The sequence below is a fragment of the Dyella sp. SG562 genome, from assembly GCF_011759495.1.
Lineage (GTDB): Bacteria > Pseudomonadota > Gammaproteobacteria > Xanthomonadales > Rhodanobacteraceae > Dyella_D > Dyella_D marensis.
In genome coordinates this window covers 241,848-253,168 of record NZ_JAAOYS010000007.1, presented here as the reverse complement: position 1 = coordinate 253,168, position 11,321 = coordinate 241,848, and the positions used below count along the sequence as shown (strand labels likewise).

The window sequence follows — 11,321 nt, the reverse complement described above, 5'->3', positions numbered from 1 at the left end:
ATGCTGAATAATGGTTGCAGGCGCGACTATCGCGTGCATTTCGAAGACAGGAATCGGTCGCGCGAAACGTGTCGCGACCCACAAAAAAAGCGCCGCGAGGGGCGCTTTTTTCCTAGGTCTTTTTCCTAGCGCAATGCGTCAGAGCATGCCGGTTTCCAGCTTGGCGATCTCCGACATCATCGAATGATTCCACGGCGGGTCGAACACCAGGTCGACGTCGGCTTCCTTCACCGTGGGGATCAGCTCCAGCTTGGTGCGGGCGTCGTCGATCAGGATGTCGCCCATGCCGCAACCGGGGGCGGTCAGGGTCATCTTCACGTAGACCTTGCGGCCGCCTTCGACCGCGTCGAGGCTGACGTCGTAGACCAGGCCCAGTTCCACCACGTTCACCGGAATCTCCGGGTCGAACACGGTGCGCAGCTGCTGCCACACCAGTTTTTCCACGTCGGCGTCGGTGGCGTCGTCGGGCAGCTCGATCGGCGGGGGCGGCTCCTTGCCCAGGGCGTCCGCGTCCTTGCCGGCGATGCGGAACAGGTTGCCCTCCACGTACACGGTGAAGCTGCCGCCGAGCGCCTGGGTGATGTAGCCCACCTGCCCGGCCGGCAGGTTGACCGTTTCTCCCTGCGGCACCATCACGGCGTCGCAATCGCGCTCCAGGGTGAAAGGTTCGCTGCTAAGACTGAAACCGCTCATGCCGATCCTGAGAAAGTCGAAAAGCCCGGGCTTGAGGCCGGGCCAAGCTGCCTATTATGCCGTCCGCTGACCCAGATCAGGCCGCCGGGAGCCGATCTCAAGATGCGGCCGCGCTATGATTCGGGGCTTTCACCCTCAGGGAAGAGCCGCACGTGCCAGCCCCGCTTACCGGTCACCGCCCCTTATGAGCGCGCGCGCGCTGTTCTCCCTGCTTTTTGCCCTGGTCAGCGCGGTGATGCTGGGCCTGGCCTTCGGCGCGGTGTGGATGCTGCCGACCTTGTTCTTCTCGCGGGTGATGCCCTGGCTGGCCCTGCTGATCGGCTGGCTGCTCGGCCGCCTGATCCGCGGCTGGGTGCGCCCCGAGCCGCGCGGCGCCGCGGTGCTGGCCGCCCTGGCCACCGCGCTTTCCTGCGCCTATGTCTGCCTGCTCACCGCCGCCGCGCGCGTGGCCGGCCTGATGGGGCTGGGCCTGGTCGACGCCATGAAGATCGCAGGCTTCGGGCTGCTGACCGATCTGGTGCGGCTGAACCTGGCCGGCCTGGACCTGCTGTGGTTCGCCGTGGGCATCGCGCTGTCCGCCTGGGTGGCCTGGAAGACGGTGCCGAAGCGGGCCTGAGCCCGCGCCGGCAAGGCGGACTCAGGTATCCAGCGTCTTCAGCTCGGCCACCAGCTGGCCCGCGGCCGCCTGGCCGTCGCCGTACAGCATGCGGGCGTTGTCGGCGTAGAACAGCGCGTTCTCGATGCCGGCGAAGCCGGTGCCCTTGCCGCGCTTGACCACGATCACCTGGCGCGCGTTCGCCACGTCCAGGATCGGCATGCCGTAGATCGGCGAGGCCGGATCGGTCTTGGCCAGCGGGTTGACCACGTCGTTGGCGCCGATCACCAGGGCCACGTCGGTGGCCGGGAATTCCGGGTTGATGTCGTCCATGTCGGCGATCAGGTCGTAGGGCACGCCGGCTTCCGCCAGCAGCACGTTCATATGCCCGGGCATGCGCCCCGCCACCGGGTGGATGGCGAACTTCACTTTCACCCCGCGCGCGATCAGCAGCTGCGCGAACTCCCACACCTTGTGCTGCGCCTGCGCCACGGCCATGCCGTAGCCGGGCACGATCACCACGCGCTCGGCGTAGGCCATCATCACGGCCGCGTCGGCCGGCTCGATCGGCTTCTGCGCGCCGTCGATCGCCTGCGCCGCGCCGCCGCCCGCGCCGAAGCTGCCGAACAGCACGTTGCCCAGCGAGCGGTTCATCGCCTTGGCCATCAGCTGGGTGAGCAAGGTGCCCGCCGCGCCGACCACGGTGCCCGCGATGATCATCGCCTCGTTCTGCAGCACGAAGCCTTCGAAGGCCACGGCCAGGCCGGTGAAGGCGTTATAGAGCGAGATCACCACCGGCATGTCGGCGCCGCCGATCGGCAAGGTCATCATCAGGCCGAACAGCAGGGCCAGCACGAAGAACGCGGCGATCAGCCCGAAGCCCAATTGCCCGCAGGCCAGCGCCACGCCCAGCGCCACCGCGGCGGCCAGCACCAGCATGTTCACCGTGCGCTGGCCGGGGAACACGAAGCGCCGGTCCAGCCAGCCCTGCAGCTTGGCGAAGGCGATCAGCGAACCGGAAAAACTCACCGCGCCGATCAGCGCGCCCAGCACCGCCAGCACCAGCTGCGCCGTGCCCGGCGCGGCGCCGTCGGCCGTGAAGCGGCCGCCGTCCAGCAGGGTGATGCTGCGGCTGGCGTAGCCGATCAGCTCGACCGCGCCGATCGCCGCCGCCGCGCCGCCGCCCATGCCGTTGTACAGCGCCACCATCTGCGGCATCGCCGTCATCGCCACGCGGCGGCCCGACCACCACGCGGCCGACACGCCCAGCAGCACCGCCACCAGGATCAGCGTTCGGTTGTGCATGTCCGGCAGCGCAAAGGTGGCCAGCACCGCCACCAGCATGCCGACGCCCGCCCACACGATGCCGCCGCGCGCGGTGCGCGGCGAACTCATGCGCTTCAGGCCCAGGATGAACAGCAGGGCGGCCAGGAAATAGCAGGCCTTGATCAGGGTCGGCAGCCAGGCCATCACTTGGCCTCCTTGCCGCCGGCGGACTTGCTGGTCTTGAACATCTCCAGCATGCGCTCGGTCACCACGTAGCCGCCGGCCGCGTTGCCGGCGCCCAGCAGCACGCCGATGAAGCCGATCGCAAGTTCAAACGATGTCTGCGCATGCCCTAGCGCGACCATGGCGCCTACCAGCACAATGCCGTGCACGAAATTCGAACCGGACATCAGCGGGGTGTGCAGGATCACCGGCACTCTCGCGATGATCTCGTAGCCGGTGAACGCGGCCAGCATGAAGATGTAAAGCGCCAGGAACCCGTCGATCATGACCCCTCCCTGCCTGCCTGCGGTTGTCGGCGCATCATACGGTTGCGGGTCAACCCGTGCGAGCGTGCCGCGTTGAGGCGGGGAGTCGAACCGATGGAGTCTGCCGATGTCCGATCCGACGAACCGGACGACAGCGCCATGAACAGCGCCGTCTCCACGCTCGAAGCGGAACTGCTGGCCAATGACGTCCAGGCAGTCCCGACCTCGCTGGATGCCTTCCTGGCCCAGGTGGAACGCCGCGCGTTCCGCCTGGCCGAAATGAGCCTGGGCCACCGCGAGGACGCCATGGACGCGGTGCAGGACGCGATGCTGCGCCTGGTCCGCAACTACCGCGACAAGCCCGCGCAGGAATGGACCCCGCTGTTCTGGGGCATCCTGCGCCGCCGCATCGTGGACCTGCAGCGCCGCCGCAAGGTGCGCTCCATCGTGGTCGGCTGGCTGGGCGGAGGCCGCGACGACGACGGCGACGAGCTGCCGGCATGGGAACCGGCCGATAACGGCCCCGGACCGCTGGACCGGTTGCAGGACGCGCAGTCTTATGAAGACATGGCCGCCGCCGTGCGCAAGCTGCCGCGGCGCCAGCAGGAGGCCTTCATGCTGCGCGTGCTCGAAGGATTGGACGTAGCGGAGACGGCCCAGGCCATGGGCTGCTCCGAAGGAAGCGTGAAAACCCATCTGTCGCGCGCGATGCACAACCTGCGCGACCAATTGGAGGACTGGCGATGAATGCGCCCGACAACCTGGAACGCCGCGCCCGCGCGCTGTACCGCGAGGCCAGCCGGCAGATCGATCCGGCCACCGCCGGCAAGCTGCGCGCAGCCCGCCGCGAGGCGCTGGCCGCCGCGGCCGCGCCGGCGCACGCACGCTTCGCCCGCATGCTGGTGCCGGCCGGCGCCTTCGCCGCCATCGCGGTGGCCGCGCTGATGGTGTTCTCGCCGCGCGACAGCGTGCCGCTGCCGCCCGCCGGCGCCGCGCAGACGCTGGAAGCCGACGGCGACCTGCCGCCGGACCTGAGCAATACCGATCCGTCGCTGATGCAAAACCTGGACTTCTACGATTGGCTGGCCACCAACGACGCCAGCCAGGCGAGCCGCTGATCCATGCATCCAGGCCGTATCGCCCGTTTTCTGTTGCTTGCCGCACTGTTGTTGTCCGGCGGTCTCGCCGCGCCCGCCTGGGCGCAGCAGGGTCCGCCGCCCGGCGCGCCGCGTTCGTGGGACAGCCTCTCGCCTTCCGAGCGCGAGATGCTCGCCCCGCTGCGCAACGAATGGAACAGCACGCCGCCGGAGCGCCAGGCGCGCATGCTCGACCGCGTGCACCAGTGGAGCACCCTGCCGCCGGACAAGCGCCAGGAAATCCGCCAGCGCATCGAGCAATGGCAGCAGATGACGCCGGAGCAGCGCGACCAGGCGCGCGAGAACATGCGCAAGTTCCAGCAGCTCAGCCCCGACCAGCGCGCCCAGCTGCACGACGCCTTCAAGCGCTACCAGCAGCTGCCGCCGGAACAGCGCCAGCAGCTGATGCACCAGTTCCGCCAGGAACACGGCATCCCGCCGCACCGCCCCCCGCCGCCGGGCATGCCGCGGCCGATGGGCGGCTTCGGATCGCCGCCGCACGGGCCCAAGCACTGATAAAAAAGCCCCGCACGTGCGGGGCTTTTTTTGTCGCGCCGAAGGCGCCGCTCAGGCGTTGAAACGCACCTCGCCAGCCTGCGTCACGCAGCTCTTCGCCACCAGCTCGTCGCCGAAGTCCGGCGCCAGCGCGCCGTCCTTCACCAGCAGCTCGACGAAGTTGTAGACGTTGCGCGCATACATCTCCGACGCATGCAGCGGCGCGCCGGCCGGCAGGTTGAGCGGACCGAGCACCACCACGCCGCCCTGCTCCACCCGTTCGCCCGGCCGGGTGAGCTCGCAGTTGCCGCCGCCTTCCGCGGCGAGGTCCACGATCAGCGCGCCCGGCTTCATGCCCTGCACCATCGCGGCGGAAAGAATCTTCGGCGCGGGACGTCCGGGCACGGCGGCGGTGGTGACGATCACGTCCACCGACTTCAGATGCTCGGCCAGCGCCTGCTGCTGCGCGGCGCGTTCTTCCGCCGACAGCTCGCGCGCATAGCCGCCGCTGCCGGCCGCGCTCACACCGAGATCGAGAAACTTCGCACCCAGCGATTCCACCTGCTCGCGCGTTTCCGGGCGCACGTCGTAGCCCTCGATCTGCGCACCCAGCCGGCGCGCCGTGGCGATCGCCTGCAGGCCGGCCACGCCGGCGCCGATCACCAGCACGCGCGAGGGCCGGATGGTGCCGGCCGCGGTGGTAAGCATGGGAAAGAATTTCGGCGCCGCTTCCGCCGCGATCAGCATGGCGCGATAACCGGCCACCGCCGCCTGCGAGCTGAGCACGTCCATCGCCTGCGCGCGCGTGGTGCGCGGCAGCAGTTCCAGCGCGAACGAAGTCAGCTTGCGCGCACCGAGCGCGGCGACGCGCGAGGCCGCGCCGTAGGGCCGCAGCTGGCCGACCACCAGGCTGCCTTCGCGCAGGCCGCTCCACACCGCGTCGTCCGGCGGCAGCACGCAGGCCAGCAGGTCGGCCTGGGCCAGCACGGTGGCGGCGTCGGCGAAATCGACGTCCGCATAACTCGCATCGGGAAACCCGGCCGCCGCGCCGGCATCCCGCTCCAGCAGGACGCGCAGGCCCTTGCCGCGCAGCTTCTTCGCCACTTCGGGCGTGATCGCCACGCGGCGTTCGCCGGCGGCGGTCTCTCGCAATGCGGCCACGGTGATCGGCATCGTGCGGGTCCTCGGGCGGAAGATGGGGCGATCTTACGGGATCGGGGAACGGGGAACAGGGATCAGGGAACGAAGGAGCGCGCGCTTCACCCGGTCCCCGCTCCCTGTTCCCCGTTCCCCGCTCCAGAGCTAGAATGGCCCACCGCCGTTCACCCGGCGCCCGTGCGCCGGCCTGCCGCGGGGGTCCCATCCGGAGATCCCGATGCCTGTGCAACCCGTGACCGATCCCCTGGTCGAACTCGCCCGCGAAGCCCGCGAGCGCGCCTATGCCCCGTATTCCCGCTTCCTGGTCGGCGCCGCGCTGCTCACCCGCGACGGCCGCCATTTCCTCGGCTGCAATGTGGAAAACGCTTCCTACGGCCTGTGCAACTGCGCCGAGCGCACCGCGCTGTTCACCGCCATCGCCGCCGGCTGCAAGCCGGGCGATTTCGTCCGCCTCGCCGTGATCGGCGACACCGAAGGCCCGATCAGCCCCTGCGGCGCCTGCCGCCAGGTGATGGACGAGCTGTGCGACCAGTCGATGCCCGTGCTGCTGGCCAACCTGCACGGCAAGCTGCAGGAAACCACGGTGAAGGAGCTGCTGCCCGGCTCGTTCCGCCTGCCGCTCACCGCGTAGCGAACGCGAGTCGCCTCCCCGGTCACAGGCGGTTAGCATGGACGCTTTGCTTTTGCAGGAATCCCGCATGTCCTCCCCGCTCCAGCCGCTGCTGCAACGCCACTCCGCGCCCACCGCCCAGCTGGGCGAACCGGCGCCCGACGCGGCCACGCTGCGCGCCCTGCTGGAGGCAGCCATCCGCGTGCCGGACCACGGCAAGCTGGTGCCGTTCCGCCTGATCCTGCTGCGCGGCGAAGACAAGCTGCGCTTCGGCGAGCGCCTGGCCGCACTGGCCGAAACGCGCGACCCGGACCTGCCCGATTCCAAGCGCGAGAAAGAGCGCCGCCGCTACACCTATGCGCCGCTGGTCATCGTGGTGGTCGCGCGCATCGATGCCGGCAGCAAGGTGCCCGAGATCGAGCAGCGCCTCAGCGCCGGCTGCGTCGCCTACAACCTGCTGCTGGGCGCCTCGCAGCTGGGCCTGGGCGCGCAGTGGCTGACCGGCTGGGCCGCCTATGACGAACAAGTCGCCGGCATGCTCGGCCTGGCCGCGCACGAACACATCACCGGCTTCGTGCACCTGGGCACGCTGCAGCTGGACGTGCCGGACCGCGACCGCCCCGCGCTCGACGACCTGCTCAGCACGTGGCGGGCATGAGCACGCTGGCGGCCCATCTGGTCGACGGAAGCCTGTACGTGTTCCGCGCCTGGCATTCCATGCCGGACGAGTTCACCGACACGGAAGGCCACCCGGTCAACGCGGTGCACGGCTTCACCCGCTTCCTGTGCGAACTGCTCGAACGCACCAAGCCCGAACACATCGCGGTGGCGTTCGACGCCTCGCTCACCACTTCGTTCCGCAACGCCATCTACCCGGCCTACAAGGCCAACCGCGAATTGCCACCGCCGGATCTGGAACACCAGTTCGTGCTGTGCCGCGAAATCACCGCGGCGCTGGGCCTGGTCACCCTGATCGACCACAGCTACGAAGCCGACGACCTGATCGGCAGCTCGCTGTGGAGTCTGCGCGGGCACGGCTTCCGCAGCGTGATCGTGTCGGCCGACAAGGACTTCGGCCAGCTGCTCGGCGAGCACGACGAGCAATGGGATTACGCGCGCAACCTGCGCTGGGGCCCGGCCGGCGTGCACGAGCGCCTGGGCGTGCATCCGCACCAGGTGGCCGACTACCTCGCGCTGTGCGGCGACGCGGTCGACAACATCCCCGGCGTACCCGGCATCGGCGCCAAGACCGCCGCCGCCCTGCTCGCGCATTTCGGCAGCCTCGACGCGCTGCTGGAGCGCGTGGACGAAGTGCCGTTCCTGCGCATCCGCGGCGCCGCCAGCTGCGCGCAGAAGCTGCGCGAGCACAAGGACGCCGCGCTGCTGTACCGCCGCCTTACGCGCATCGCACTGGATGCGCCGGTGTCGATGGCCGCTGACGCACTGGCCTGGAACGGCGCGAACGCGGCGGCGCTGGACGACCTGAGCGAACGCCTGCGTTTCGGCCCGCTGACGCGCCAGCGCCTGAAAGCGCTGGCGTAGGGCGTAGGTTGGGGTGAGCCATAGGCGAACCCCAACATCGAGCGCCTCGCATCGTTGGGGTTCGCCTATGGCTCACCCCAACCTACATCATCGTGCGGCGCGCTCGATCGAACGCGCGACCTCGTCGGCGCCCTGCTCGTGCGCGATGGAAGCGGCGGTGCGCCCTTGCGCATCCTTCATGGCGAAGTTCGCGCCGCGCTTGCGTAGAAGATCCAGCAGCCGCGCATTGCCCGACAGCGCCGCATACATCGCCGCCGTCTGCCCTTCGCGGTTGCGGTCGTCCGCCTTCGCGCAGGGCTGATCCAGCAGCAGCTTCGCCACCGACAGCTCGCCCTTGAACGCGGCGCCCATGGTCGCCGTGCTGCCGCGGTGGTCGCGCGCGCAGGCGTCGGCGCCGAGTGCGATCAGTTCGCGCACGGCCGCCTCCTGCCCGTGGTAAGCGGCGAGAATCAGCGCGGTGTAGCCCTGCGGTGTGCGCACGTCGACCGGAAAGCCGGACTTCACATACTCGCGCAGCAGCACCACGTCGCCCTGGCGCGCCGCTTCGAAGAAATAGGTTTTCAGTTCCGCCTCGGCTTCCGCGCGGCGCGCGGCTTCCGGCGTAGCAGCGGCGGCCGTGGCCGCGGGCGGCGGCGGCGAGCCGCAGGCGGCAAGCAGCAGGCACGAAGCCAGCATCAAGTGCTTCATCGCGCGTCTCCTGAAGTGATGAAACCTGAAGTGATGAAAGGTGCCGCACGGCCCGGGAGCTGAGAGCGTGACTCCCGGGCCGGCGGCCACTGCAAGCGAGAGTGCTTACAGTGCTCGCGCGAGGCGTTCGATCTGTGCCGGCTGGGCGCCGACGGCCTTGGCGATACGCGTGCCGTAGTCCGCGTCGGCCTTGTAGAAATAACTGAGCATGGTGTCGCGCACGCGGGCGTCCTTCACCTGCCCGAGATCACCGGCGAGATTGGCGATCAGGTTGCCCTTCTGCTGCGGCGACAGGCTGCGGTACAGCTCGCCGGCCTGCTCGAAGTTCATGCTGCGCGCGATGCGCTGCTGCTGCGTGGTGCCGCTCAAGGGCAGCTGGCTGGCCTTGTAGCGCGCATCGTCGGCATAGGCACCGGTGGTTTCACTCGGCTGGTAGTTGACGTCCGAATCCGTGGCGCCGGCATTCATCGCGCCGTCCTGGTGATACGCACGCACCGGAACCAGCGGCCGGTTGATCGGCAACTGCTGGTTGTTCACACCCAGGCGATAGGTCTGCGTGTCGGCATACGAGAACAGGCGGCCTTGCAGCAGGCGGTCCTCCGAGGCTTCGATGCCCGGCACCATGCGCACCGGCGCGAACGCGGCCTGCTCGGTTTCCTGGAAGAAGTTGGCGGGAACGCGGTCGAGCGTCATGGTGCCCAGCTTCGTCTCCGGCACGTTCGGCCAGACCTTGGTGGCGTCCTGCGGATCGAAGGCGAAGCCGGCCAGCTGCTCGGGCTTCAGCACCTGCACGTACAGATCCCACTGCGGATAGTTCTTCGCCGCGATGGCGTCGTACAGGTCGTGCGTGAGGTTGTTGAAGTCCTTGCCCTGCATCGCCTCGGCTTCTTTGCCGCTGAGGTTCCTGATGCCCTGGTGGCTCTTCCAGTGGAACTTCACGTAATGCACGTCGCCCTTGGCGTTGACGAACTTGAAGGCGTGCACGCCGAAGCCGTCCATGGTGCGGTACGAGGCCGGCGTGCCGTTGTCGCTGTACACCCAGGTCAGCATGTGGGTGGCTTCGGGCACGTGCGAGAAGAAATCGAAATAGCGGTTCGGATCCTGCCGGTTGGTCACCGGCGAGGGCTTGAGCGCATGCACCATGTCCGGGAACTTGATCGCATCGCGGATAAAGAACACCGGCAGGTTGTTGCCCACCAGATCCCAGTTGCCCTGGTCGGTATAGAACTTGGTGGCGAAGCCGCGCGGGTCGCGCAGCGTTTCCGGCGAGCCCGAAGGATGGATCACCGTGGAGAAGCGCACGAAGACCGGCGTGGTCTTGCCGGCGGCGGCGAACAGCGAGGCGGCGGTCAGTTCGCTGAAATCGCCGGCGGAGACGAAGCTGCCATGCACGCCGGTGCCGCGCGCATGCACCACGCGCTCAGGGATGCGTTCGCGGCCGAAGTGCTGCAGCTTTTCCACCAATTGCGCGTCCTGCAGCAGGGCCGGACCGGCCGGGCCGGCGGTCTGCGAGTTCTGGTTGTCGCCGACCGGGGCGCCGTTGGCGCGGGTCAGCGTGTTCTGCGCATGGGCGTGGGCCACGAGCAGGGCAAGGCCTAGCAGCGACGCGCCCAGGGCACGTACGTAGCGGTGGAATGGCATGGGTTCTTATCCTTAGGGTTTGGCAGCGCTCTCCCACCGCCAGCTCTCCTGGGTGAGACTACGTAAGACTTTTCCATATGCCCATTCGATATTTCCTAACGAATCGATAGAGCGTATATATCCAAATCTTCCCGGCAGAGCCCGCGACCCACGTGCAAGGCGTCCCTCACGCATTCGAGCATCTCCGCGATTGCGCGGAGTTCCGCCTGCCCTCCCACCGCGAGGGCATCGAGCTCTATCGCGCGCATATCGTGCGGCACGCGTTCGAGCCGCACGTGCATGACGGCTTCGGCCTGGGCGCGATCGAATCCGGCGTGGAACGCTTCCGCTACCGCGGCGCCGAGCACCTGGCGCCGCCCGACTCGCTGGTGATGATGAATCCCGACGAGCTGCACACCGGACGTGCCGAGACCGAAGGCGGCTGGCACTACCGCATGGTCTACGTCGAGCAGTCCGCGGTGGACGCGATCACCGGCGAAGCGGGCTGGTGGTTCGGCGACGCGGTGCGCGCGGATGCGGCCGGCGCGCGGCGCATCACCGTGCTGCTCGATGCGCTGTGGCAGGCGCGCGAGCCGCTGGCCTTCGACGGTCTGATGCTGCAGCTGCTGCAGGCATTCCGCCGCCACGCGCGCACGCCGCAGCCGCTGCGGACGGAGGCGCTGTCGCGCTTCGAGCCGGTGATCGACTACCTGCGCGAGCATCTGGCCGAACGCCTCACCCTGGAAGAGCTGGCCGCCGTCGCCGGCCTCAGCCCCTTCCATTTCCTGCGCCAGTTCCAGGCGCGCCACCACGCCACGCCGCAGCAGATGCTGATGGCGTTCCGGCTGTCCGAAGCCAAGCGCCGCCTCACCGGCGGCGAAGCACCGGCGCAGGTCGCCGCCGCCACCGGGCTGGCCGACCAGGCGCACCTGACCCGCGCCTTCGCGCGCCGCTACGGCGTCACGCCCGCGCGCTACCAGCGCCAGCTGCAGCGATAGCAATCTCGTACAAGACCACCGCGCGCCGCACCT

The 11,321-nt window shown here is 68.9% G+C and carries 14 protein-coding genes; 8 read left to right on the top strand and 6 right to left on the bottom strand.

The genetic code is table 11. From position 1 onward, the window contains the following. Nucleotides 1-138: 138 nt before the first annotated feature. The gene (sufT, locus tag FHW84_RS14890) at nucleotides 139-693 is read right to left on the bottom strand and encodes a putative Fe-S cluster assembly protein SufT (RefSeq protein WP_167256753.1); all 555 of its coding nucleotides are present in this window, start codon (nucleotides 691-693) and stop codon (nucleotides 139-141) included. 184 nt (nucleotides 694-877) lie between these two features. On the opposite strand from sufT, the gene FHW84_RS14885 reads away from it, so the two are divergent. Continuing rightward, nucleotides 878-1,309, top strand: coding sequence for a hypothetical protein (locus tag FHW84_RS14885; protein ID WP_167256752.1), 432 nt, complete (start codon nucleotides 878-880; stop codon nucleotides 1,307-1,309). Nucleotides 1,310-1,330: 21 nt separating this feature from the next. On the opposite strand, the gene FHW84_RS14880 is transcribed toward FHW84_RS14885, so the two are convergent. Then, entirely contained in the window at nucleotides 1,331-2,758 is a 1,428-nt protein-coding gene (locus FHW84_RS14880; RefSeq protein ID WP_167256751.1) for an NAD(P)(+) transhydrogenase (Re/Si-specific) subunit beta, read from the bottom strand. Beyond that, a complete protein-coding gene (locus tag FHW84_RS14875) occupies nucleotides 2,758-3,063 on the bottom strand; it encodes an NAD(P) transhydrogenase subunit alpha (protein ID WP_167256750.1) in 306 nt (101 codons plus the stop codon). The genes FHW84_RS14880 and FHW84_RS14875 overlap by 1 nt, the downstream gene beginning before the upstream one ends. A gap of 138 nt (nucleotides 3,064-3,201) precedes the next feature. Between FHW84_RS14875 and FHW84_RS14870 the strand changes: the two genes are divergently transcribed. The 3 genes from FHW84_RS14870 to FHW84_RS14860 are packed head-to-tail and all read left to right on the top strand — an operon-like array spanning nucleotide 3,202 to nucleotide 4,694. Beyond that, entirely contained in the window at nucleotides 3,202-3,789 is a 588-nt protein-coding gene (locus FHW84_RS14870; RefSeq protein WP_167256786.1) for an RNA polymerase sigma factor, read from the top strand. Further along, on the top strand, nucleotides 3,786-4,160 hold the full coding sequence (locus FHW84_RS14865; RefSeq protein WP_167256749.1) for a hypothetical protein: 375 nt from the start codon (nucleotides 3,786-3,788) through the stop codon (nucleotides 4,158-4,160). The genes FHW84_RS14870 and FHW84_RS14865 overlap by 4 nt, the downstream gene beginning before the upstream one ends. Nucleotides 4,161-4,163: 3 nt before the next feature. Then, entirely contained in the window at nucleotides 4,164-4,694 is a 531-nt protein-coding gene (locus FHW84_RS14860) for a DUF3106 domain-containing protein (protein WP_167256748.1), read from the top strand. A 51-nt stretch (nucleotides 4,695-4,745) separates the two neighbouring features. Here FHW84_RS14860 and FHW84_RS14855 read toward each other — a convergent pair whose 3' ends face one another. Next, nucleotides 4,746-5,846 (bottom strand): NAD(P) transhydrogenase subunit alpha, encoded by a 1,101-nt coding sequence (locus tag FHW84_RS14855; protein ID WP_167256747.1) that lies wholly within the window; start codon nucleotides 5,844-5,846, stop codon nucleotides 4,746-4,748. A 202-nt stretch (nucleotides 5,847-6,048) separates the two neighbouring features. Between FHW84_RS14855 and cdd the strand changes: the two genes are divergently transcribed. The 3 genes from cdd (at nucleotide 6,049) to FHW84_RS14840 (ending at nucleotide 7,983) form a co-directional block, all read left to right on the top strand. Continuing rightward, nucleotides 6,049-6,462, top strand: a complete 414-nt coding sequence (gene cdd, locus FHW84_RS14850; RefSeq protein WP_167256746.1) for a cytidine deaminase — start codon at nucleotides 6,049-6,051, stop codon at nucleotides 6,460-6,462. Between the two features lie 67 nt (nucleotides 6,463-6,529). Continuing rightward, nucleotides 6,530-7,099: a nitroreductase gene (locus tag FHW84_RS14845; RefSeq protein ID WP_167256745.1), complete on the top strand. Its 570-nt coding sequence runs from the start codon at nucleotides 6,530-6,532 to the stop codon at nucleotides 7,097-7,099. Beyond that, nucleotides 7,096-7,983 carry a 5'-3' exonuclease H3TH domain-containing protein gene (locus tag FHW84_RS14840; RefSeq protein ID WP_167256744.1) on the top strand — a complete coding sequence of 296 codons (888 nt, stop codon included), beginning with the start codon at nucleotides 7,096-7,098 and terminating at the stop codon, nucleotides 7,981-7,983. The genes FHW84_RS14845 and FHW84_RS14840 overlap by 4 nt, the downstream gene beginning before the upstream one ends. Before the next feature lie 87 nt (nucleotides 7,984-8,070). Here the strand turns inward: FHW84_RS14840 and FHW84_RS14835 are convergent, their stop codons facing one another. Together FHW84_RS14835 and FHW84_RS14830 are read right to left on the bottom strand one after the other, a co-directional pair. Then, nucleotides 8,071-8,670, bottom strand: a complete 600-nt coding sequence (locus FHW84_RS14835; protein WP_167256743.1) for an ankyrin repeat domain-containing protein — start codon at nucleotides 8,668-8,670, stop codon at nucleotides 8,071-8,073. Nucleotides 8,671-8,775: 105 nt separating this feature from the next. Then, on the bottom strand, nucleotides 8,776-10,311 hold the full coding sequence (locus tag FHW84_RS14830; RefSeq protein ID WP_167256742.1) for a catalase: 1,536 nt from the start codon (nucleotides 10,309-10,311) through the stop codon (nucleotides 8,776-8,778). 152 nt (nucleotides 10,312-10,463) lie between these two features. On the opposite strand from FHW84_RS14830, the gene FHW84_RS14825 reads away from it, so the two are divergent. Next, complete coding sequence (locus tag FHW84_RS14825) at nucleotides 10,464-11,288, top strand: AraC family transcriptional regulator (RefSeq protein WP_167256741.1); 825 nt, start codon at nucleotides 10,464-10,466, stop codon at nucleotides 11,286-11,288. The last annotated feature ends 33 nt before the right edge of the window (nucleotides 11,289-11,321 follow it).

Bases quoted from the DNA above. Each gene is read 5' to 3' on its own strand.
- FHW84_RS14870 (WP_167256786.1), top strand. From the start codon at position 3,202: ATGAACAGCGCCGTCTCCACGCTCGAAGCGGAACTGCTGGCCAATGAC.
- sufT (WP_167256753.1), bottom strand. From the start codon at position 693: ATGAGCGGTTTCAGTCTTAGCAGCGAACCTTTCACCCTGGAGCGCGAT.
- FHW84_RS14835 (WP_167256743.1), bottom strand. From the start codon at position 8,670: ATGAAGCACTTGATGCTGGCTTCGTGCCTGCTGCTTGCCGCCTGCGGC.
- FHW84_RS14830 (WP_167256742.1), bottom strand. From the start codon at position 10,311: ATGCCATTCCACCGCTACGTACGTGCCCTGGGCGCGTCGCTGCTAGGC.
- FHW84_RS14880 (WP_167256751.1), bottom strand. From the start codon at position 2,758: ATGGCCTGGCTGCCGACCCTGATCAAGGCCTGCTATTTCCTGGCCGCC.
- FHW84_RS14875 (WP_167256750.1), bottom strand. From the start codon at position 3,063: ATGATCGACGGGTTCCTGGCGCTTTACATCTTCATGCTGGCCGCGTTC.
- FHW84_RS14885 (WP_167256752.1), top strand. From the start codon at position 878: ATGAGCGCGCGCGCGCTGTTCTCCCTGCTTTTTGCCCTGGTCAGCGCG.
- FHW84_RS14845 (WP_167256745.1), top strand. From the start codon at position 6,530: ATGTCCTCCCCGCTCCAGCCGCTGCTGCAACGCCACTCCGCGCCCACC.
- cdd (WP_167256746.1), top strand. From the start codon at position 6,049: ATGCCTGTGCAACCCGTGACCGATCCCCTGGTCGAACTCGCCCGCGAA.
- FHW84_RS14860 (WP_167256748.1), top strand. From the start codon at position 4,164: ATGCATCCAGGCCGTATCGCCCGTTTTCTGTTGCTTGCCGCACTGTTG.
- FHW84_RS14865 (WP_167256749.1), top strand. From the start codon at position 3,786: ATGAATGCGCCCGACAACCTGGAACGCCGCGCCCGCGCGCTGTACCGC.
- FHW84_RS14855 (WP_167256747.1), bottom strand. From the start codon at position 5,846: ATGCCGATCACCGTGGCCGCATTGCGAGAGACCGCCGCCGGCGAACGC.
- FHW84_RS14840 (WP_167256744.1), top strand. From the start codon at position 7,096: ATGAGCACGCTGGCGGCCCATCTGGTCGACGGAAGCCTGTACGTGTTC.